General features: G+C 35.6%; 18 protein-coding genes. 12 read left to right on the top strand and 6 right to left on the bottom strand.

The window, feature by feature from the left end; all coding sequences use genetic code 11:
* Entirely contained in the window at positions 1–741 is a 741-nt protein-coding gene (locus DYC50_RS04445; protein WP_115249159.1) for a glycosyltransferase family 25 protein, read from the bottom strand.
* Entirely contained in the window at positions 738–1,976 is a 1,239-nt protein-coding gene (locus DYC50_RS04440; protein ID WP_115249158.1) for an O-antigen ligase family protein, read from the bottom strand. Before DYC50_RS04440 ends, DYC50_RS04445 begins: the two co-directional genes overlap by 4 nt.
* Positions 1,977–2,203: 227 nt before the next feature.
* On the opposite strand from DYC50_RS04440, the gene DYC50_RS04435 reads away from it, so the two are divergent.
* From DYC50_RS04435 to DYC50_RS04400, 7 genes are all read left to right on the top strand, one after another.
* Positions 2,204–4,093, top strand: coding sequence for a nucleoside-diphosphate sugar epimerase/dehydratase (locus DYC50_RS04435; protein WP_115249157.1), 1,890 nt, complete (start codon positions 2,204–2,206; stop codon positions 4,091–4,093).
* Between the two features lie 27 nt (positions 4,094–4,120).
* Complete coding sequence (locus tag DYC50_RS04430; protein ID WP_115249156.1) at positions 4,121–5,383, top strand: DegT/DnrJ/EryC1/StrS family aminotransferase; 1,263 nt, start codon at positions 4,121–4,123, stop codon at positions 5,381–5,383.
* Positions 5,384–5,392: 9 nt separating this feature from the next.
* A complete protein-coding gene (locus DYC50_RS10780; RefSeq protein ID WP_281268539.1) occupies positions 5,393–6,667 on the top strand; it encodes a NeuD/PglB/VioB family sugar acetyltransferase in 1,275 nt (424 codons plus the stop codon).
* Positions 6,668–6,672: 5 nt separating this feature from the next.
* Entirely contained in the window at positions 6,673–7,818 is a 1,146-nt protein-coding gene (locus DYC50_RS04420) for a glycosyltransferase (RefSeq protein ID WP_115249155.1), read from the top strand.
* 22 nt (positions 7,819–7,840) lie between these two features.
* Positions 7,841–8,800, top strand: a complete 960-nt coding sequence (locus DYC50_RS04415; RefSeq protein ID WP_115249154.1) for a glycosyltransferase family 2 protein — start codon at positions 7,841–7,843, stop codon at positions 8,798–8,800.
* A 4-nt stretch (positions 8,801–8,804) separates the two neighbouring features.
* On the top strand, positions 8,805–9,761 hold the full coding sequence (locus DYC50_RS04410; protein WP_115249153.1) for a DUF6625 family protein: 957 nt from the start codon (positions 8,805–8,807) through the stop codon (positions 9,759–9,761).
* A 1,102-nt stretch (positions 9,762–10,863) separates the two neighbouring features.
* Positions 10,864–12,276: an oligosaccharide flippase family protein gene (locus DYC50_RS04400; protein ID WP_115249151.1), complete on the top strand. Its 1,413-nt coding sequence runs from the start codon at positions 10,864–10,866 to the stop codon at positions 12,274–12,276.
* An 82-nt stretch (positions 12,277–12,358) separates the two neighbouring features.
* On the opposite strand, the gene pntB is transcribed toward DYC50_RS04400, so the two are convergent.
* Positions 12,359–13,810 (bottom strand): Re/Si-specific NAD(P)(+) transhydrogenase subunit beta, encoded by a 1,452-nt coding sequence (gene pntB / locus DYC50_RS04395; RefSeq protein WP_115249150.1) that lies wholly within the window; start codon positions 13,808–13,810, stop codon positions 12,359–12,361.
* A gap of 12 nt (positions 13,811–13,822) precedes the next feature.
* Positions 13,823–15,352 carry a Re/Si-specific NAD(P)(+) transhydrogenase subunit alpha gene (gene pntA / locus DYC50_RS04390; protein WP_115249149.1) on the bottom strand — a complete coding sequence of 510 codons (1,530 nt, stop codon included), beginning with the start codon at positions 15,350–15,352 and terminating at the stop codon, positions 13,823–13,825.
* A 286-nt stretch (positions 15,353–15,638) separates the two neighbouring features.
* Between pntA and sfsA the strand changes: the two genes are divergently transcribed.
* Entirely contained in the window at positions 15,639–16,355 is a 717-nt protein-coding gene (gene sfsA / locus DYC50_RS04385; protein WP_115249148.1) for a DNA/RNA nuclease SfsA, read from the top strand.
* A 178-nt stretch (positions 16,356–16,533) separates the two neighbouring features.
* Here the strand turns inward: sfsA and DYC50_RS04380 are convergent, their stop codons facing one another.
* Positions 16,534–17,220, bottom strand: a complete 687-nt coding sequence (locus DYC50_RS04380) for an alpha/beta hydrolase (RefSeq protein WP_115249147.1) — start codon at positions 17,218–17,220, stop codon at positions 16,534–16,536.
* Between the two features lie 158 nt (positions 17,221–17,378).
* Positions 17,379–18,074: a GNAT family N-acetyltransferase gene (locus tag DYC50_RS04375; protein WP_115249146.1), complete on the bottom strand. Its 696-nt coding sequence runs from the start codon at positions 18,072–18,074 to the stop codon at positions 17,379–17,381.
* A 248-nt stretch (positions 18,075–18,322) separates the two neighbouring features.
* On the opposite strand from DYC50_RS04375, the gene tyrS reads away from it, so the two are divergent.
* The 4 genes from tyrS to tsaE all read left to right on the top strand — a co-directional run bounded on the left by tyrS (position 18,323) and on the right by tsaE (position 22,669).
* On the top strand, positions 18,323–19,510 hold the full coding sequence (tyrS, locus tag DYC50_RS04370) for a tyrosine--tRNA ligase (protein ID WP_115249145.1): 1,188 nt from the start codon (positions 18,323–18,325) through the stop codon (positions 19,508–19,510).
* Between the two features lie 174 nt (positions 19,511–19,684).
* Entirely contained in the window at positions 19,685–20,614 is a 930-nt protein-coding gene (locus DYC50_RS04365) for an aminoimidazole riboside kinase (RefSeq protein WP_115249144.1), read from the top strand.
* 18 nt (positions 20,615–20,632) lie between these two features.
* On the top strand, positions 20,633–22,075 hold the full coding sequence (locus tag DYC50_RS04360; RefSeq protein ID WP_115249143.1) for a glycoside hydrolase family 32 protein: 1,443 nt from the start codon (positions 20,633–20,635) through the stop codon (positions 22,073–22,075).
* A 117-nt stretch (positions 22,076–22,192) separates the two neighbouring features.
* Entirely contained in the window at positions 22,193–22,669 is a 477-nt protein-coding gene (tsaE, locus tag DYC50_RS04355; RefSeq protein ID WP_115249142.1) for a tRNA (adenosine(37)-N6)-threonylcarbamoyltransferase complex ATPase subunit type 1 TsaE, read from the top strand.
* The last annotated feature ends 31 nt before the right edge of the window (positions 22,670–22,700 follow it).

Genomic DNA, 22,700 nt, shown 5'->3' with positions numbered 1-22,700 from the left:
TTAATGTTTTAGCCTAAATAAAAAATTATGTATAAACCGATTAATGCGATCTTTTAAGTTAAAGTATTCACGTCTGATTTTCGAAAACAGAGACAGATTCTTTTCGCCTCGTTTATCCTCTCCTATAAGAGAATCAATTCCTTCAATTCGATCGATACAAGGGGGATAAATTGCAAAATTCTCAATTTTGTTTTCATAAAAGCGCGCCATCTGATCATCCACAGGAAAAATCCAAACTTTACAATAATCAAGCAATTTCCTAGCAACTTCAGGTGTTACGGCATAACCTTGGGCACAAAAATAATCTTTATAAAACTTCATTACTGAAAAATCACCAAATTTTTCTACTTCAACTCTTTCAGCATTACGATAATTTTTATGTAACCATAAAAAAGGATAACTTTCTAAAATCTCATCTAAATTACTATAAACAGATTTAAAGTTATCAAGAATACTTATATCATCCTCTAATACAATAATAGGTGTATTGTTATTTGCACATTCTTTCCACAAAGAATAATGACTAGCAAAGCATCCTAATTCGCCCAAGGAAAGAGTTCTTCCTTTTCTTTGAAAATGTTTCTTCGCATTATAATGATAAAATAAAGGATGTTCAGGATTCTCTCTTGCATTAATCGCTGTAAAAAATTGAAACTCAATACCTAAATTTTCAAATTGCTCTTTAATAAGTTTTTCTCTATCTTTTGCTGATTCAATATGGATCACATAAATAGGTATCATTTGGTTACTCTCTTATTATTTTCAATTGTCATAGCATAAAAAATAACATTACACATATAAAAGAACATGGCATATTCTTTATTTATTAATAAAGCATCAGTTAGGTTAAAAGATATTAATCCAAGAATATTTGTTATTCCTAATAATCCTATAGTCTTTCTATCTACACTAGAATTTTTATAAACATTAATGAAATATTTTAAGAAAGTATATATTAGCAATAATAATACAAATAACCCAACAATCCCCCTATGATAAGCCTGTTCAATAAATTGGTTATGAGAATGAGTATAGTCTTTAGTGTAGTTCGGAATTACGCCTAATTCAGCCTGTTCTTGGCGTTTTTTCAACATTCCCTCTCGCCCCCATCCCAAGATAGGTTTTTCTTGAATTGCGTACCAAGCTCCTTTATATAAATCAAATCTGACACCAACAGAGCTATGAGCATTAGAATCATCTACATACTGAGTAATGTTATCCAGGGCAGCTTGATATCTTTTGCTAACGCCAAACTGAGGTATAATACTTACAACTATAATAATTGAGATTAGTAACATAAAAAATGAGTAGACCAATCTTTTGAGAGACTTTTTATATTTAAAAAATAGAAAAAAAAGTACAAAGGGAAAGACAATCCAGCTTCCTCTACTTCCTGTTGCAATATTTCCCAAAAGACCTATACAAGAAGAAAAAAGTAAAAATACTCCTATTTTAACTTCTTTTTTTTCTAAATAATGGAATCCTAATGCTATACAATATAATGTAACCGTCATTATAATTGCAGCAGCAGGTATAGGATTTATAATATCAGGATCAAATGCTCTATCGATTCCAAGATAAAACTTATTATATAAAGCCTGAATACCGTAGAAGAGGCAACTAACACCAAAAACAATTGTCAAAAACTTAAAGTTTGGTCTATATCTAATAAGAAGGAAAAGAATAGGAATTGACAATAATAAAAAATGATCTGCCTTAAAGGAGCTTGGAATTGTATCACCATTAAGAATAGCAACAAGGAATCCAACAGCATAATAAAGCAAAGAAATTTTCACATACTTTTTAACATCATCTTCACACTCAATATTTTTATAAGTATAAAAAATATAGACAAATGAAAAGAGTGCCAGAATAGCAGGTGCAACATAATAAGATCTTTTTATTGATAAAAGTACCAAAAAGAAACATAGAATCAATACATTAACAGTATATAAGAAAAAACTTTTTCTGTTCATAAACACTTCCTTTAAAGCACATATCTGCCATATGATACACTTTTTTTTATAAAACCTCTACCGTTAAGAACTATTTTGCATAGATAGAACCTTACTTGCTAACGGTCCCTCATGTATCCTTCTAACTTTGACAACTTACTGCTTATTAGCTACAATGCAATTGGTATGAGACCAATTTTTTTTAATAACAGACAGGCCAAAAACCTGTCTTGCGAGTTCATAAATTTATGCTTGATTACATCTTATCCTGGCCACGTAGTATAAAAAGATTTATATCAATCACTATTGATATCTTGCTTATTATATTTTCTTACTTTTTGGCACTGGGAGTCCGTCTTGAGCTAGGTGAAGAACTCAAGCTGACCGAAAATTGGTATATTATCTTATTAGTTGGATTTATTTCTATTCTATTTTTTATCCGATTAGGATTATATCGGGCTGTTATTCGTTTTGTAACCATCAAATTCACTCAAGTTGCAATCATTGGTTCTCTAATTTCGACAGCTATACTATTCATCGTTGCTTTTCTGTTTCACTTTAGTTTACCTAGAACAGTGCCTTTTCTGTACTTTATCTTTATATCTATATTTATTACGTATACACGTTTTGTATGGAGAACCCTACTCGGGCATAATCATAATAGAGAAGCTAAAACCAAAGTTTTGATATATGGCGCAGGAAGCTCTGGTCGACAACTACTAACAGCCTTAAATCAAGGCTCTCATTATTCAGTCATTGGCTTTATTGATGACAACAAGGCCTTACATAAAACCATATTGCATGGTGTTACTGTTCATAGCTCTAAATCATTAGGTAAATTAATAGAAAAGAGAAACATAAAAAAGATTCTCTTAGCAATGCCTAGTGCAACGCAAAGTCAGCGTAAAGCGATTATTAATAGAATTAGTAAATATAAATGTGAAGTTCTTACAATACCAGGAATGGAAGATATTGTTAGTGGAAAAGCACATTTAACTAGTTTACATCAGGTTTCAATATCTGATCTCTTAGGACGTGATACAGTAGATCCTGTGGAAGATTTATTAGAACAGGATATAGAAAATAAAGTTGTAATGGTAACGGGTGCTGGTGGTTCTATCGGTTCTGAATTATGTCGTCAGATTATTAAACAATCACCTAAAAAGTTAATTTTATTTGAATTAAATGAATTTTCACTATATCAAATACACCAAGAGTTACTAAAGAATGTTGATTTTCAACACGTTGAATTGATTCCACTATTGGGCTCTGTACAAAGAAGATATAGGCTAGATATTATTATGCGTTCGTTCAAAGTCGATACGGTTTATCACGCTGCCGCATATAAACATGTTCCTTTAGTTGAATATAATGTTGTTGAAGGAATTCGTAACAACATTTTTGGAACCTTATATTGTGCTCAAGCTGCAATTGAAGCAGGAGTTTCTACTTTTGTCTTGATTTCTACTGATAAAGCGGTTCGTCCAACCAATATAATGGGTACAACAAAGCGTATGGCTGAATTAATTCTACAAGCGTTAGCCAAAACGCAAAATACAACGCGTTTTTGTATGGTTCGTTTTGGAAATGTTTTGGGTTCTTCAGGTTCTGTGGTTCCATTATTTAATAAACAGATTCAAGAAGGTGGTCCAATAACATTAACACATCAAAAAATCACGCGCTTTTTTATGACAATCCCTGAGGCCGCCTCACTCGTTATCCAAGCTGGAGCAATGGGAAAAGGTGGAGATGTTTTTGTTTTAGATATGGGTGAACCAGTAAAAATTTATGATTTAGCAGTAAGAATGATTCATTTAAGCGGTCTAACCTTGAGAAATGAGAAAAATCCGAACGGAGATATCGAGATCTCAATTACAGGATTAAGACCTGGTGAGAAATTATATGAAGAATTGCTTATCGGTGAAAACGTACAGGGAACACAACATCCAAGAATTATGACAGCTAACGAAATAATGCTTGATTGGGATGACTTGAATAACATCTTACAGCGATTAGACATATTATGTTCAGAGTACAAGATTGATGAGATTAGGAGTTTGTTAGTTGAATGTTCCACAGGTTTTCAACCAAATACTGAAATTAGTGATCTTGTTTATACAAAAGTAGCCACTTATTAGATTAACTTAGCATTGGAAAATAATAGAATGAAAACAGCTCTTCTTGATATAACTCCCTTTGATAAAAAAATATGGTTATCTACCCCAACTATGCATGGGGAAGAGATTGAATTTGTTACAGACGCAATAAGAACAAATTGGGTATCAACTGTTGGGAAAAATATTGATGCATTAGAAGAAACTGTCTCCAAATATGTAGGACTAAAACATTCTGTTGCTCTAGCAAGTGGAACTTCCGCTTTACATATGGCTATTAAACTGGCTGGAGAAAAAGTTAATCCTAACGCTGAAGCGGGGAATGCATTAAAAGGGATCAAAGTTTTTTGTTCTGACTTAACATTTAGTGCCTCAGCAAATCCTATTCTATATGAAGGTGGAGAACCTATTTTTATTGACTCTGAACGAGACACTTGGAATATGGATCCTATTGCCTTGGAAAAAGCGTTTGAGTTATACCCAGAAGTAAAAATAGTCATTCTTGTTCATCTCTATGGTGTTCCGGCAAAAATGGAACAAATTGTTAATATTTGCCGAAAACATAATGCAACTATAATTGAAGATGCAGCAGAAGCTTTAGGTGCAATCTACAATGGCACAAATACTAATGGATACTGTGGTGCCTTTGGTGATTATATAGCAATAAGCTTTAACGGAAATAAAATAATAACGGGTAGCTCCGGTGGAATGCTTTTAACAAATTCTAAGGACGATGCAGACAAGGTCAGAAAATGGTCAACTCAAAGCCGAGAAAATGCTTCTTGGTACCAACATCAAGAATTAGGATATAATTACCGTATGAGTAATATTATTGCAGGTATCGCAAGAGGAAATATGTTGCATATTGATGAACATATTTCCCAGAAAAAAAACATATATGAACGCTACCAGCAAGGATTAAAAGATCTACCAATTATAATGAATCCTTATGAAAATATAGCTTCACCTAATTATTGGTTATCCTGTTTATTAATTGATGATACTGCAATGTGTAAACAGGTAAGAGATGAAAAAAACGCTTTATATATTAGTGAAAAAGGTAAATCTTGTCCTTCCGAAATTCTAGATGCCTTATCATCTTTTAATGTAGAAGGAAGACCTATATGGAAACCTATGCACATGCAACCTATATATAGAATGAATAAATTTATTACAGCCAATGGGAATGATGGTACGCAACAAGATGTAGCTTCAGATATTTTTGCAAGAGGCTTATGCTTACCATCAGATAATAAGATGACAGAAAAGGAACAAAACAAAATTATTGAAATTATTAAACGTTGTTTTTCATAAGAGGCATATGTGAATATAGGTAAAAATAAAAGGCTATATCAAAAATACTTTAAACGTCCGTTTGATTTATTTTGCAGTATTCTAGCAATACTATTCTTTTTCTGGTTATTTATAATCATAGCAATACTTGTGCGTATAAAATTAGGAAGCCCTATTTTATTTACTCAAGAAAGACCAGGGCGTATTGATCCTAAAACAGGTAAAGAGACCATATTTAAACTATATAAATTTAGAACAATGACGGATCAACGAGATGAAAATGGCAATTTATTACCTGATGAGATAAGGTTGACTAAGTTTGGAAAAATACTTAGAGCAACTTCTTTAGATGAAATACCTGAGATTTTCAATATATTAAAAGGAGATATGAGCATTATTGGTCCACGTCCACTTTTAGTAAAATATTTAGATAGATACAGCCAAGAACAACGGCGTAGGCATGAAGTAAGGCCAGGATTATCAGGTTATGCTCAAGTAAATGGCCGCAATGCGATTTCTTGGGAAGATAAATTTAAATTAGACGTTGAATATGTAGATAATATTACCTTCTTAAACGATCTAAAAATCATTTACCAAACCTTTATTAAAGCATTTATAAAAAGAGAAGGAATACATTCTGAACAATCATCGACTATGGAAGAATTTATTGGTAACACCAAAAGTGACTCAAATCTGTCAAATAAAAAATTAGTCATTATTGGCGCAAGTGGACATGGCAAAGTGGCTGCTGATATTGCTAGATTGACAGGGTATAGTGAAATTTCATTCTTAGATGATAATGAAAACATAAAAGAATGTAATGGGTATCCAGTTCTTGGTAAAACTGAATTATTAGAAACGCTAGATAACGATATTTTCATTGCTATTGGAAATAATAAAATCAGGAGAGAACTGATAAAAAACTTACAGAATAAAAAATTAGTAACGCTGATACATCCAAGCGCAGTTATTGCTAAGGATACAAAAATAGAAAAAGGAACTGTCATCATGGCTGGAGCTGTTATTAATTCTAACTGCTTTATTGGTGAAGGAGTAATCATTAATACTTCCAGCTCTATAGATCATGACTGCTATATTGGAAACTATACCCATGTATCTGTAGGATGTCACATAGCTGGCACCGTAGATATTGGGAAAAATTGTTGGCTAGGAATTGGTAGCATAGTAAGCAACAACATAGCTATCTGTGATGGTAGTATTATTGGAGCGGGTGCAGTCGTAATTAAAAATATTGAAAAAGCAGGTACTTATGTAGGAGTCCCTGCAATACAAATGGTGAAATAGGAATAATGAAAAAAGTATTGATAAATGCATCTGTTGCTTCAATGATATATAAATTTAATATGAATAATATAGATATATTAAAAAATTTAGGATATCAAGTTGACGTAGCATGTAACTTTGGCAAGGAAAACCCCATAAAAAAAGAAGAAATAGAGAAGTTTAAGTCTATACTACGCAATAAAGGTATAAATATTTACGAAACTAATTGCCCAAGAAATATCTACTCTATTTGGAAAATCCTGAAGACATATTTTCAACTAAAATCATTAATTGAAAAAGCTAACTATGATTTAATTCATACCCAATCACCTATAGGAGGTGTTATTTGCCGCTTAGCAGCAAGAAAAATAAGAAGAAAAGGAATGAAGCTTATCTATACAGCTCATGGCTTTCATTTTTATAAAGGCTCTTCAATTATCAACTGGCTTGTTTTTTATCCAATAGAAAAACTTTGCTCAAAATTTACTGATCTTATAATAACAATAAATAAAGAGGATTTTAAATTAGTCAAAGAGAAATTCTTACATACAAAAGTAAAATATATACCTGGTATTGGCATTGACATAGAAAAATTCAAGGATGGCTTAGGGCTTAATAATAAGAAAAGAAAATTAGACTCATTAAATATACCTGAGGATAAATATATTATACTTTCTATTGGCGAACTAAATCGTAACAAAAATCATACTTCAGTTATACAAGCAATTTCAAAGAGCAAAAATAAATCTAATATATGTTATTTAATTGCAGGTAATGGACTGTTAAATAAAGAACTATCTGAATTAGCTAACTCGTTAGGTGTAAATTTATTATTGTTAAACTACAGAAATGACATTATTGATTTACTGAGTATTGCAGATTTATTTATTCACCCTAGCTATAGAGAAGGATTGCCAGTATCAGTTATGGAAGCTATTGCAGCAAAAAGAATTGTCTTGGCTTCAAATATCAGAGGAAATGTTGATTTGGTAGATAAGGCTTGCCTATTTGAACCATCTAATATTGAGAATTTATCAAGATTAATTGATAAAAGTATAGAAGGGATATTCAATTTTACAATTGACAATAATTACAATAACTTACAAAATTTTGATTGTCATAAGATCAACCAAGAAATGAAAAAAATATACGAAAATATTAACTATCTATAAAAATAGTCTTACAAGGTGACATATGAATAATTACCCTATATTTTCTATCATTGTTCCCGTATATAATGTAGAAAGATATTTGAATGAATGTCTAGATAGCATTATTTCACAGAGTTTTACTAATTATGAACTACTTATAATAGATGATGGTTCAACAGATAAAAGTGGTCATATTTGTGATACATATTCAATCTATAAAAATGTCAAAGTTTTTCATAAAGACAACGGTGGATTATCTACAGCTAGAAATTATGGCATAAAAAAAGCTATTGGTGAATACATCCTTTTTATAGATTCTGATGATTTTTGGAATGACAAATTTTTTCTTGAAAAAGTTAATGCTAAGATTGAACAGTTTAACCCAGATTTAGTAATATTTGGCTATGAAAAATTATATGAAGATGGTACAACAAGAAAATATATTCCAAGAATGAATGAAGATAGAACTTATGATATTGTATCTGTTCTAAAAAAGGATGATTTTAAAATCTGTGCTTGGGATAAAATAGTAAAAAGAGAGTTAATTATAAATAATGATATGATTTTTCATCAGGGAGTAATTGGCGAAGATATGGAATGGTGTGCTAAATTATATTCTTTTGCGAATAAAGCCTTTATATTCAAAAATTGCCCATATATGTATAGACAACGCCCTGGTAGTATTACCAAAGTTATATCTAAAAAGAATGTAACTGATGTAATGAATAATTTTAAAAAATGCCTTAACCTTGAAAGCTCTCTATCAAAATCCAAAAGAGTCGTATATAAAAAATTTCTAGCTAGAAATTTCTTTATATTTATAGTTACATATTCTTTGATAGAGAATGATAAAAAAAATATATATTCCTCATTTATTACCCAAAACTTCCATATATTGTATAGCGGAGGACTAAGAGAAAAAATAATATTATTATCTTTAAAACTCTTTGGTATATACAATACAAAAAAATTATTAAAACAATTAAAAAATTTGATAAAGTAAAAAAATGAAAGCATACAAAAAAATAAATATGATAATTCCTTATTTTGGCCAATTCCCTAATTATTTTCCACTATTTTTGAGATCTTGTGAGAGAAACCCCTCAATAACTTGGACAATTATATCTGATAATAAAACATCTTATAAATATCCTAAAAATGTAAATTTTGTATTTATGACATTTCACGATTTAAAAGATAAGGTACAATCACTATTTGAATTCCCTATATATCTTGAGACCCCCTACAAACTATGCGATTATAAGCCTGCATATGGATATATTTTTAAAGATTTAATTACAGACTTTGACTACTGGGGATATTGTGATCTTGATGTTATCTATGGAGATATAAGAAAATTCATTTCAGAAGAAATATTAAAATTTAAGAAAATATTTCTATTAGGACATTTTTCATTAATAAAAAATGAAGATATGTTTAATAAAATGTTTATGAGAAATGAATTTTATAGAGAAGTATTTTCTAATAAAGACCCATATAATTTTGATGAGACATTTCTAGATAAGCCTAATGTTAATGACATTTTTGAAAAAAATGGCTTCCCTGTATATAAGAAAAACTTCTCTGCAGATATATATACCAAATCTTCTGATTTTGTATTAGACCACGGCAATGGTATATGCGAAATGAAAAAGAATAGTTTTTTTGTATGGAGTGATGGAAAATTAAGTAGATACATAAAAGAAAAAGATCATATATTCAAAGAAGAATTTATGTATATTCACTTACAAAAAAGAAAGATGAATATAAATATAAACATGAATAATCCTATAAAAATTTTTAAACTAATCCCTAATGCTTTTGATGATTTAGAAATAAAAGAGAATGATATATATGAAAGCTTTGACAAAGTAGAAAAAAAACATTTTAACTTACAGTATGTTAAAGTAAGATATAACAATTTATTAGTTAAAATAAAAAGAATTTTTAAGCGTTCTAAATAAAGAATAAAATATGACCATATTGATTTCAATGTACCTTATATGTTTTTTTGGGTTTGTGTTTCCAAAATCTAAAACTATATTTTACCTTCAAATAATAAGCTCACTAATTATATTTGGTGGCTATGATGGTGACCTTGATTTAAATTTTTACAGAGAGCAGTACAATTCTAATTATTTACCTAGTAGTATCTTTCAAAAGTTATTTTCTTATTTATTAATTGCATTTAGTTATTATGATATTCCCTTTTATATAGTACATTTTTTCATAGTCTTATTATCCATAGTTTTAATATCTATTGTAATTTATAAACTAACTGATTACATAGCATATGCACTATCAATTGTTTTACTATTTCCATTTTTTGAGAACGGATGGCAATTAAAAAGTTGTATTGCGATGGGAGTTATCACTCTTGCTTTATATTGGTTTTATATAAACATATTCAATAAAAAAATCAGTCTTTTAAATAGTTTAATATACGTAGGGTTATTATATATAGCATCTCAATTTCATTATATGTCTGTATTTTTTCTTAGTTTTTTACTTATAAACATTAAAAGTAATAACCTATTATTTTTTATCTTTCTTATTGACCTGTTTATTTTTTGTTATTCTAAAACTATAATCAATTACTTTTCTCAATATATGCCCTCTCTCGAAGCTTATACTACTCCAATATCCATTATAAGTTTCTTAACTGTCTCATTGTGGCAGATTATTGGCACCATAATAGTTTATTTTAATAGACAAGAAAATAATAATAAATTCAATCAATTCATCTTAAAAGGTAGCTTTATTATGCTATTACTTTTACCTTTCTATGAATTCTCTTTGATAACTATGAGATTATATAAAATATGGATAATTTTTATGGGAATAAGCATTTCATATAATTTATACTTCACTAAGTCTAGACTAAAAACACAAGCTTATTTTTTTAGCATATATATAATATTTTCTCATATGTTTTTTTACATATTATTACCATATATTTTAAATAAAGATTTATTACCTATTGTTTTATTTAATGATAACTTTTTTATTTCTAGTTTAAAAAACTAGACGATAACATCTATAAAGACTTATAGATAGGATTTACTTATGCCTACAATAAAAAGAAACTTTATATATAATATAGTTTATCAGATATTGACCTTATTCATACCTATTATAACATTGCCATATATTTCTAGAGTTTTGGGTGTCGAAAACATTGGAGTTTATTCGTATCACTTCACTATATCAGTAATGTTTAGCATATTCATACTATTAGGGAACTCTAATTATGGAAATAGAGCTATAGCAGAAATAACATCAAAATCAAAAATATTAATTAGCGAGACTTTTTGGAATATCTATTTTACCCAATTTTTTTTAGGTTTATGTATTTTAGCTATATATATTTGGTATACTTTATCATTCTCAACAGATATAAAAATATCATTAATTCAAACCATTTATTTACTCTCTGTTATATTAGATATAAATTGGTTCTTCTATGGATTGGAAAAGTTTAAACTTTCTATCATAAGAAATATTATAATAAAAATAGTTACAGTTTTTTTTATTATATTACTAGTAAAAAATAAAAATGACCTGTATACATATGCCTTTATACTTTCACTTTCTTCTTTGTTAAGTCAACTTTCGCTATGGTTTTTTATCCGAGAATATGTTCATATTACTCCCCTAAAATTTGACAAAATTATCTCACATGCAAAATCAACGTTGGCTTTATTTATTCCTGTAATCGCTGTAAGCACTTATGCCTTACTTTCAAAAGTTATTTTGGGGAGCTTGAGTAATACAGATGAAGTAGGATATTTTGAGAACTCTAGCCGGCTCATTGCTATACCTGTTATGGCTATCTGGTCTTTAGGGACTGTTATGTTTCCAAGAATTTCATCTATGATTTCATCTGGGCAGAAAGATAAGATTTTCAAATATATATATATATCATTTTTACTTTCTGCATTTTTATCTTCCTCAATCTCTTTTGGTATAATTGGTATTTCTAATGAGTTCGTCCCTTTATTTTTTGGCAATAACTTTGATAAATGTAAGATTTTAATACCCATATTAGTATCTTCAGCTTTGTTTAGTTCATGGGGGGAAGTTATTAGAACTCAATACTTATTACCAAATAGAAAAGATAAAATATATGTATCATCGGTACTCTATGCAGCTATAATTAATGTTATTATAAATATTATATTAGTTCCAAACTATGGTTCAATAGGTGCAGCCATAGCAATTCTGATTACGGAAGCTTTAATATGCATTATCCAGATTATTTCTGTCAAAAATGCTCTTGATATTAAAAAGTATATTCTTCATTCTCTATTTTTTATATTGACTGGTATAATTATGTGTGGGGCTATTATACATATACCATTTATACAAAGTAATATAATTACTATCATTATAAAAATAGCTTTAGGTATTCCTATATATATTATCCCTTGCTATGTATACTTTAAGTTTTATCTAAATAAAAAATTAAAATTAGAATAAAATCTATTTATTTAATCATCACTAACAAAAAAACCGCACTCTACCAAAAGTGCGGTCCATTTTTAGTACATTTTCAGAAACCCTACAACGCCTTCAAAATATCATCAACACGCTCTTTCGCATCGCCGAAGAGCATTTGAGTGTTTTCTTTGAAGAACAGTGGGTTTTGTACGCCGGCGTAGCCTACTGCCATTGAGCGTTTGAATACCACCACGTTAGCGGCTTTCCACACTTCTAGCACTGGCATTCCTGCGATTGGGCTGTTTGGATCGTCCATTGCCGCAGGGTTTACAGTATCATTCGCGCCGATAACCAATACCACATCAGTATCCGCGAAATCATCATTGATTTCGTCCATTTCTAATACCACGTCATAAGGTACTTTGGCTTCAGCGAGCAATACGTTCATATGGCCCGGTAAACGCCCTGCTACTGGGTGGATACCAAAACGCACATTCACGCCACGATCACGCAATTTTTGTGTGATTTCAGCCACTGGATATTGCGCTTGCGCCACAGCCATACCATATCCTGGGGTGATGATCACAGAGCTTGCATTTTTCAGCATTTCCGCTACTTCTTCTGCGGTTGTTTCGCGGTGTTCACCTTGTTCTTCATCACCACTTGCAACCACGTCATTACCAAAGCCGCCAGCGATAACGCTGATAAATGAACGGTTCATCGCTTTACACATAATGTAAGATAAAATCGCACCTGATGAACCCACTAATGCGCCAGTTACAATCAAGAGATCGTTGTTAAGCATAAAGCCTGCCGCCGCAGCTGCCCAACCTGAATATGAGTTGAGCATTGACACCACCACTGGCATATCTGCACCACCAATTGATGCCACTAAATGCCAACCAAAAGCAAGGGCAATGATAGTCATTAATAGCACTGGGAAAATATTTTCTGGTGAGCTTAAAAACGCAATCATTAATAAGGCAGAAACCACTAACGCCGCTAAATTTAATTTATGGCGATGCGGTAACATTAGCGCTTTAGAGTTAATAATGCCGCGTAATTTACCGAATGCGACCACAGATCCTGTAAAGGTTACCGCACCAATAAAGATCCCTAAGAACACTTCCACATTGTGGATTGTAGCAAGGGTTGCTTGTTCTGCATCAAAGGCGGCTTTCGCGTTTTCTAATGCGGCTTCGCTGATAAATGCTGTACCTTCTGGTGCAACAAATTCCGGGGTAACGTGTAAGCCAAAGCTGTTAAAGCCTACCAACACCGCTGCAAGACCAACAAAGCTATGTAGAATTGCTACAAGCTCTGGCATTTCAGTCATTTCTACTTTTAATGCACGTTGGATACCAATCACCGCGCCAATCGCCATAGCAATTAAGATCCAAATTTGCCCTGAAGTTTGTGGGCCAAAAATGGTTGCGATAAGAGCAATGGTCATCCCCACAATGCCATACCAACAACCTGCTTTAGCAGTTTCGTGTTTAGAAAGCCCTGCTAAGCTCATAATGAAAAGTAATGCCGCTACAATATATGCAGCCTGTACTAAACCTTCTGACATTGCTTTTTCTCCTTAACCTTTTCTAAACATTGCTAGCATACGTTGGGTAACTTTAAAGCCACCAAAAATATTGATACTTGCTACTAAAATTGCAATAAACGCGAGTAGGCTAATAAAGAAACTGCCTTGGGCAATTTGCAATAATGCGCCCACAATGATGATGCCTGAAATGGCATTGGTTACCGCCATCAATGGCGTATGTAAGGCGTGGCTCACATTCCAAACCACATAGTACCCCACCACACAAGCAAGTACGAATACGGTAAAGTGTGATAAGAATGCCGCTGGCATCACTGAACCTAACCATAGGAACAACACGCCAATTGCGCCCATAATGCCGTATTTCACGCGTGGGTCTTGCGGTTTTTCTTCTTTTTTCTCAACCATCACTTCCACTTTTTGCTGTGGCTGGGCTGAAACTTGAATTGGTGGCGCAGGCCAAGTGATTTCACCATCACGGATAACCGTTACACCACGCAATACCACATCATCAAAATCAATATTAATTGTGCCGTCTTTCTCTTTACATAATAACTTGAGCAAGTTCACCAAGTTAGTGCCGTAAAGTTGGGAAGATTGCGTTGGCAAGCGCGCTGGGAAATCAGTATAACCGATCACTTTTACTTGATTATCGGTAACGAACACTTCACCTGGTTTAGTGTACTCGCAGTTTCCCCCTGTTAAGGCGGCTAAATCCACAATCACCGAACCCGGTTTCATTGAATCCACCATTTCTTTGGTGATCAAACGTGGTGCAGGTTTTCCTGGGATCGCAGCAGTGGTGATGATAATGTCCACTTCTTTCGCTTGTGCTGCATAAAGCTCCATTGCACGGCGATTAAATTCTTCCGACATCACTTTCGCATAACCATCACCTGAACCACCTTCTTCTTCAAAATCAATTTCTAAGAAGTCTGCGCCCATTGATTTCACTTGCTCCTTTACTTCAGGACGAGAGTCAAAGGCACGCACAATCGCACCAAGGCTATTTGCGGTACCAATCGCAGCTAAACCTGCCACACCCGCACCAATCACCAACACTTTCGCAGGTGGCACTTTACCTGCTGCTGTGATTTGCCCAGTGAAGAAACTACCAAACGCATTGGCGGCTTCCACCACCGCACGATAGCCTGAAATATTCGCCATTGACGAAAGGGCATCTAAGGATTGCGCACGGGAAATACGCGGCACCGCGTCCATTGCTAACACATTGATTTTCTTAGCCGATAATTTTTGCATTAAGGCTTCATTTTGGGCTGGCCAAATAAAGCTGATCAGGGTTGCCCCTTCTTTAATTAACGCAATTTCCTCATCAGTTGGCGGATTCACTTTCATAATCACATCAGCATTCCAAACTTCTTGTGCTGTGCCGATTTTCGCGCCTGCATTAATAAATGCCTGATCTTCAAAACTTGCTTTAAAACCTGCATCGTGTTCAACCAGCACTTCAAAGCCAAGCTTTAAAATTTGCTGAACAGTCTTTGGCGTTGCCGCCACACGGGTTTCATTATCAAGCAGTTCTTTAGGTACACCAATTAACATAATGTTTCCTTCAAATTGGTTGATGATAAAATCTGGAAAACCTTGCTTTCCAGCCCATAAATGACAAAAGTCAAACTGCCCTAACTGTACCATTTATTCTAGATAACATACAAAAAGATTTTACATATTGCATCGAAAAAATTTACCGATAAATCAAATTTTTAAAAATCATCTAAAAAAGCCATAGAATCAATAATTAAAAACGAATAAAAAAGCACCGCACTTTACTTTTTCACAATTTTACAAAATGATACACTTCTCTTTTTAATCGAAACAGGAACACAAAATGCAATTACCCGCACTTCAATCCGCCACGCTGATACGCCGTTACAAACGTTTTTTAGCCGATGTAGAACTAGCGAATGGTGAAATCCTTACCATTCACTGTGCCAACACAGGGGCGATGACAGGCTGTGGCGAGAAAGGCGATACCATTTGGTATTCCACCTCCGATAGCAAAACCCGCAAATACCCCCATTCGTGGGAACTCACCCAGCTCAAAAATGGGCAAATGGTGTGCATTAACACCCACCGTTCCAATCAGCTCACCCTTGAAGCCTTGCAAAATAAGCAAATTAAGGAATTGGCGGAGTACAGCGAAATCCTGCCTGAAATGAAATATGGTGAGGAAAACAGCCGTATTGATTTTTTGCTTAAAGGCGAAGGGTTACCCGATTGTTATGTGGAAGTGAAATCAGTAACGCTGGTAAAAGGCAATCTTGGAATGTTCCCTGATGCCGTAACCACGCGGGGACAAAAACATTTGCGTGAATTAATGGCGATGAAAAAGCTCGGGCATCGTGCGGTGATTTTTTTCGCGGGCTTGCACAACGGTTTTGATCATTTCAAAGTGGCAGAATACATCGATCCTGAGTACGCCAAATTGCTCAGCCAAGCGATCAAAGAAGGGGTTGAGGTGTATGCCTATGCAGGCGAATTTGAATTTTCGGATCAAATTCCTACCGCACTTTCTCTTACAAATTCAGTGCCTTACATTGAATAAGAAAATTTGTTGAGAATTATTTGCATTTATCTATTGACTTCCTATTTGAGAACTATTATCATCTAACCATTCAAACAATAATAGATAATCACTCCAACACTTTAGTGCCTCTCCCCCCACAGAAAGAGGCACTTTTTTTGTGCGTGAAATGAGGAAGTGCGGTGCTTTTTCCTTTATTTTATGCCATTGTTGCGGCATCTATAATCAGTTGAGTTACTGCTTCGGCTTGCGACATTAGCGAAGCGTGGCTTGCATCAAGGCTGATGATTTTGCGTGGGGAAATGCGTTCCGCCATCATTTTTTGGTTAGCCGGAGAGATCATTCTATCTTGCGTAGAAATTTGATAAAAACTTGGTTTCACCTTCCAAGCGGCTTGGCTGACGGTATCCGCAAAAGTGGAAGCTAATGGGGCTTTTTGTGTAATCGCCATTGGGTACGCTTCGTCCTCGCTCACATCTTGGCAAAAACTTTGCTGATAACGACTGCGGTCAATCCATAAATAACCATCACTATCGCCAACAATGGCAGAAAATGCTTCAGGTGGATTTTGTTGACTAATTCCGCCCGCACTTTCACCCACTTCAGGAGCAAAGGCGGCGATATAAACTAAAGCTTTCACATTAGGTAAATCGCCCATTTCTGTGATCACTTTACCCCCATAAGAATGCCCTACCAGCACCACTGGCTTCTGAATTTGTGCCACCATTTTGCGTGTACGCACTGCATCATCAGCTAATGAAGTGAGCGGATTTTCTACCGCATACACATCAAAATACCCCTGTGCTTTCAACGCGTTAATTACCTTGTTCCAATGGCTGGCTCCGCCCCAAAAACCGTGTACTAACACAATCGCTGGTTTTTCCATTTTTTACTCCTAAGTTTGTCATAAAGTTTATGATAAATTTTGTTCAATCATACGCTCGCCATAAGCAAAAACAATAGGTAAACTCAGGGTTATCTCTCTAAATTCAATAGGTTTTACCAATAAGAAATAACAAAGTGCGGTCAAAATTTGGCAAATTTTTAGCAGTCATTTAATGCGCGTAATTGCTTGCCCTCAGCATCAAAATTATCAGCTGAAAGCCAGCGTTGGAATTTGGGTTTCATTGCCTGCCATTCTTCTTGCAACATTGAAAACCACGCGGTATCACGGTTACGCCCTTTATACACCAGCGCACGCCTAAAAATCCCCTCAAATTGAAAGCCAAGGCGCTTCGCCGCATTAAAAGACGGCTGATTTAGGTTATCGCATTTCCATTCATAACGACGATAATGTAAGGTGTCGAACACATATCGCATCGCTAAAAATTGTGCCTCCGTAGCAACACGAGAATGTTTCATCTGTTCTGAATAAATCACCCAGCCCATTTCAATGGTGCGATTTTTCGGATCAATGCGCATTAAAGAAAATGTCCCCACCACTTTTTCGCTCGCCTTATCAATAATCGCCAAATAATAAGGATCTGACAGGCTTTCCCATTGTTGCAAAAGTTGCCGCGCGGCTTGTTCATTAGGTTGTGCATCAATAGACAAATAAGTCCATTGGCTTTCAGGGCTGTTTGGCCCGAAAAAATCATAAATATCGCTAAAATGACGAGATACACAAAGGCGTTCTAAGCGACAATATTGCCCTTCTAACGTTTGAATATTCGGCAACTCCCCTGCGCTAAAATCCACAACAGGCTCACCAATAGGTTGATTGAGATGATTAAATCGCATTGTCTTCCTCCTATAACATTGCCTCTATGTTGTCTAAAAAATAGCACAAAATATAAGTGCGGTCAGATTTTTCACCATTTTTACAAGGATATTTAATGATAATGCCACGCCCAACCTTACATTTTGGCGAAAAAATTCCGTGTCAATTTTGTTTCCTGTGCCATTTTTCCCCAATCCGCCTTTTCATTTGCCCAAGATTATCTATAATAACCCAGTTTACATTAGCAAGAATCACATAGGAAAAACCAATGACAGAGATTAACAATGTCCTTGCCGAGTTAAAACGCGGCACAGATCAACTTTTTTCAGAACAAGATTTAATCGAAAAACTTAAAGAAAACCGTCCGTTACGCATTAAATTAGGGGCTGACCCAACCGCACCCGACATTCACTTAGGGCATACGGTAGTGTTAAATAAATTGCGTCAGTTCCAAAATTTCGGGCATCACGTGATGTTTTTGATTGGTGATTTCACGGCCACCGTGGGCGATCCATCGGGTAAAAACGCAACCCGTCCGCCACTTTCTCGTGAAGATGTACTTCGCAATGCGGAAACCTATAAAGAGCAAATTTATAAAATTTTAGATCCTGAGAAAACGGAAATTGTGTTTAACTCCGATTGGCTTGGGGAATTAGGCACGGTGGGAATGATCCGCTTGGCATCAAATTATACTGTCGCACGAATGTTAGAACGTGATGATTTCAAAAAACGTTTCACCAATAATCAGCCGATTGCCATTCACGAATTTATTTATCCGTTGTTGCAAGGCTACGATTCCGTGCATTTGAAAGCGGACGTGGAATTAGGTGGCACAGACCAAACCTTTAACTTGCTGATTGGGCGTGAGCTACAAAAATCAGACGGACAAAAACCGCAAGTGGCAATCACACTTCCGTTGCTCGTGGGCTTAGACGGCGAGAAAAAAATGTCGAAATCTCTCGGCAACTACATTGGGGTGAACGAAGCGCCAAATGAAATGTTCGGTAAAGTGATGTCGATTTCCGATGATTTAATGTGGGATTGGTATGATTTGCTTTCTTTCCGTCCACTCAGCGAAATTGCTCAGTTCAAACAAGAAGTAGCAGAAGGACGCAACCCGCGTGATATTAAGGTGTTATTAGCGAAAGAAATTACTGCTCGCTTCCACTCCGAAGCCGAGGCAGACGCCGCAGAGCAAGCCTTTATTAACCGTTTCCAAAAAGGGGCGATCCCTGATGAAATGCCAGAATTTACCTTTGAGGGCGAAATTGGGCTAGCCAACTTGTTAAAAGAAGCGGGGCTTGTTAGCTCAACTTCAGAAGCCATTCGTATGGTAAACCAAGGCGGTGTGAAAATTGACGGTGAAAAAGTTGAAGATGCGAAAGCCGTGATTTCAGCGTCCACTGCGGTGTATCAAGTGGGCAAACGCAAATTTGCACGCGTTACCGTGAAATAAAAGTTGAATGTTAGGCGTATGAAAATACGCCTTCTTTTTACCAGCAAGCTAAATGGATTTTGCAAGTCATTGAAAGATCAGCAACATTTCCATATAAAAACGCAACGTAATAAAACGTAAAATAAAAGTGCGGTAAAAAATTAGCCATTTTTAACATTATCAATAGGTGGAATTATGTCAGAAAAAATTTGGGTATTAGGCGATGCGGTGGTGGATTTAATCCCTGACGGCGAACAACATTATTTACGCTGTGCCGGTGGCGCGCCAGCCAATGTGTCAGTGGGCGTGGCACGGCTCGGCGGTGAAAGCGGTTTTATAGGCAAAGTGGGCAAAGATCCCTTAGGCGAATTTATGCAACAAACGTTGCAACAAGAAAAAGTGGATACCACGTTTATGACCTTAGATCCCGCACAACGGACTTCTACCGTGGTAGTGGGGTTAGATCAAGGCGAACGCAGCTTTACCTTTATGGTTAATCCAAGTGCGGATCAATTTTTGCAAGTTTCTGAATTACCTACCTTTTCGCAAGGACAATGGTTGCACTACTGTTCCATTGCATTAATCAACGATCCTTCCCGCACGGCAACCTTCACCGCGATGAAAAATATTCGTCAGGCGCAAGGTTATGTGTCTTTCGATCCCAATTTGCGTGAAAGCCTATGGCAAAGCCTTGATGAAATGCGTGAAGTGGTGATGCAAGCGGTCGCTTTAGCCGATGTGCTGAAATTTTCGGAAGAAGAACTCACTTTCCTAACCCAAACTGACAGCCTTGAAAAAGCCTTTGAAAAAATCACCGCACTTTATCCGCAAAAACTGATTATCGTAACCCTAGGCAAAGAAGGCGCGCTTTACCATTTCAACGGCACAAAAGAAATTGTGGCAGGCAAAGCGTTACAACCTGTAGATACCACGGGCGCAGGTGATGCCTTTGTGGGTGGCTTGCTCGCGGGGCTTTCGCAAAATCCTGATTGGCACAGCAATCACGAAACGCTCGTGAAAATCTTACGCCAAGCCAATGCCTGCGGTGCGTTGGCCACCACGGCAAAAGGCGCGATGTCGGCCCTACCGAACCACGAACAATTACACGCATTTTTAAGCGAATAGCGAATAAGGAGAATGCCAATGATCATTTTCAATGAAGGGAAATACAAAAGCCTTTACGCTGCAGAGCAAGGGGAGCTAGAAAAAATCGCTCAAACCGTGGCGCAAGATCAGGATTTTCGCCCTGTTTATCATCTTGCACCGCCAACGGGCTTGCTCAACGATCCGAACGGTTTGATTTTTGATGGCGAAAAATATCATCTTTTCTATCAATGGTATCCCTTTGATGCCCTACACGGAATGAAACATTGGCAGCATTTCATCACGCAAGATTTCCAGCAATTTAGCCAAGCGGATTTGCTTGTGCCTTGCGAATTATATGAAAGCCACGGCTGCTATTCAGGCGGTGCGGTGTTAATTGATGACAACATCGCAGTGTTCTACACAGGCAATACCAGACTTCCAAGCGATAATCAGCGCGTGCCTTATCAAAATCTGGCGATTTTCAGCAAAGACGGAAAATTATTAAGCAAGCGTCCACTTATCGAACAAGCGCCACAAGGCTACACCGAACACGTTCGCGATCCCAAACCGTTTCTCACCAAAGACGGCAAAATTCGCTTTATCTGCGGTGCGCAACGGGAAAATCTCAGCGGCACGGCGTTAATTTTTGAAATGGACGATTTGGCAGACACGCCTCGTTTATTAGGCGAACTTGCCTTACCAGCCTTTGATAATCAAGGCGTGTTTATGTGGGAATGCCCTGATTTATCGCAAATGGGCGATAAATCGCTCTTTATTTGGTCACCACAGGGCAAAGCACGTGAGCGCGAGCAATATCAAAATAATTATCACGCTGTTTATGCACTGGGTAATCTTACCGATCGCCAATTCCACGCAGAACAGATTGCCGAACTGGATCAAGGCTTTGATTTCTACGCCCCACAAACTTTTTCAGGCACGCAAACAATGCTGTTCGGCTGGGTGGGGTTGCCGGATTTAACTTATCCAACAGATTGCTACAAATGGCACTCAATGCTTTCAATGCCACGTCAATTACGCTTACAAAACGGCAAAATCTATCAGCAACCGATTGAAAATATTTATAAAAATCTCACCGCACTTCAATCTATTACGGTTGAAAAAGAGGCTGTGATTGCAGATTTAGATCGTGCTTATCTCAAATTTGATGCAAACGCCCAACCGTTTAGCCTGAAATTCTTTAATAATGCACAAAATCAGCATTTAACCCTAAGTTATGACGGCGAGTTGCTCTGCCTAGATCGCGGTCAAACGGAACAAACAGATTCAATGAAATCCTTTGGCGACAAGCGTTATTGCCGCATTGAAGATTTACACCAAGTGGAAATTTTCTTCGATCGTTCTGTGGCTGAAATTTTTCTCAACCAAGGCGAAAAAGCAATGACTTCACGCTTTTTCATCTGCGCAAGAGAAAATCAACTTTGTACAGATAAACCGCTTACATTGCAGGTGGGGTATCCGAAAGCGATTACTTATAAATAAAGACTTATCGCTTGATAACATACGCTGGTTTTTTCTTTATCCCCTACAAAAATCTAAAAAAGTGCGGTACAATTCCGCACTTATTTTTATCTGAAATTAGCCAATCGCCGAGAAAATATGGAACAGTTTAGTCAATATATTCCTGATGAAATCACAATGTGTCGCTTTGGAGCGAAATTAATGCAAATTGTTAGCCAAATGGCGACAGAAAAAGGCATTGTGATTTATTTAAACGGTGATCTTGGCGCAGGGAAAACCACCCTAAGCCGTGGAATGATCCAAGGGTTAGGCTATGAAGGCAAGGTAAAAAGCCCCACTTACACCTTGGTGGAAGAATATCATTTAGCGGGAAAATCCATTTATCATTTTGATTTATATCGTTTAAGTGATCCCGAAGAATTAGAATTTATGGGCATTCGTGATTATTTTAATGCACAAAGTATTTGCCTGATTGAATGGTCTGAAAAAGGGCGTGGTTTACTTGCTGAGCCTGATTTGATCATTCAAATTGATTATGTTGATGATGCACGAAATCTCACTTTGCACGCCAAAAGCAAGCAAGGCGAGCAGATTATTCAACAGCTCATCGCATAACTAATTAATAACGCTATTTAACCTAAGCTAT

Origin of the sequence: Avibacterium avium (genome assembly GCF_900454535.1) — a bacterium.
GTDB lineage: Bacteria > Pseudomonadota > Gammaproteobacteria > Enterobacterales > Pasteurellaceae > Avibacterium > Avibacterium avium.
This window is presented reverse-complemented; position numbering and strand designations above follow the sequence as displayed.

Excerpts from the sequence above, each read along its gene's own strand:
- DYC50_RS04410 (WP_115249153.1), top strand. The coding sequence starts at position 8,805 with ATGAAAGCATACAAAAAAATAAATATGATAATTCCTTATTTTGGCCAA.
- DYC50_RS04415 (WP_115249154.1), top strand. The coding sequence starts at position 7,841 with ATGAATAATTACCCTATATTTTCTATCATTGTTCCCGTATATAATGTA.
- pntA (WP_115249149.1), bottom strand. The coding sequence starts at position 15,352 with ATGTTAATTGGTGTACCTAAAGAACTGCTTGATAATGAAACCCGTGTG.
- DYC50_RS04400 (WP_115249151.1), top strand. The coding sequence starts at position 10,864 with ATGCCTACAATAAAAAGAAACTTTATATATAATATAGTTTATCAGATA.
- pntB (WP_115249150.1), bottom strand. The coding sequence starts at position 13,810 with ATGTCAGAAGGTTTAGTACAGGCTGCATATATTGTAGCGGCATTACTT.
- DYC50_RS04420 (WP_115249155.1), top strand. The coding sequence starts at position 6,673 with ATGAAAAAAGTATTGATAAATGCATCTGTTGCTTCAATGATATATAAA.
- DYC50_RS04365 (WP_115249144.1), top strand. The coding sequence starts at position 19,685 with ATGTCAGAAAAAATTTGGGTATTAGGCGATGCGGTGGTGGATTTAATC.
- DYC50_RS04380 (WP_115249147.1), bottom strand. The coding sequence starts at position 17,220 with ATGGAAAAACCAGCGATTGTGTTAGTACACGGTTTTTGGGGCGGAGCC.
- DYC50_RS04430 (WP_115249156.1), top strand. The coding sequence starts at position 4,121 with ATGAAAACAGCTCTTCTTGATATAACTCCCTTTGATAAAAAAATATGG.
- DYC50_RS04360 (WP_115249143.1), top strand. The coding sequence starts at position 20,633 with ATGATCATTTTCAATGAAGGGAAATACAAAAGCCTTTACGCTGCAGAG.
- DYC50_RS04375 (WP_115249146.1), bottom strand. The coding sequence starts at position 18,074 with ATGCGATTTAATCATCTCAATCAACCTATTGGTGAGCCTGTTGTGGAT.
- DYC50_RS04435 (WP_115249157.1), top strand. The coding sequence starts at position 2,204 with ATGCTTGATTACATCTTATCCTGGCCACGTAGTATAAAAAGATTTATA.
- tsaE (WP_115249142.1), top strand. The coding sequence starts at position 22,193 with ATGGAACAGTTTAGTCAATATATTCCTGATGAAATCACAATGTGTCGC.
- DYC50_RS04445 (WP_115249159.1), bottom strand. The coding sequence starts at position 741 with ATGATACCTATTTATGTGATCCATATTGAATCAGCAAAAGATAGAGAA.
- tyrS (WP_115249145.1), top strand. The coding sequence starts at position 18,323 with ATGACAGAGATTAACAATGTCCTTGCCGAGTTAAAACGCGGCACAGAT.
- DYC50_RS04440 (WP_115249158.1), bottom strand. The coding sequence starts at position 1,976 with ATGAACAGAAAAAGTTTTTTCTTATATACTGTTAATGTATTGATTCTA.
- sfsA (WP_115249148.1), top strand. The coding sequence starts at position 15,639 with ATGCAATTACCCGCACTTCAATCCGCCACGCTGATACGCCGTTACAAA.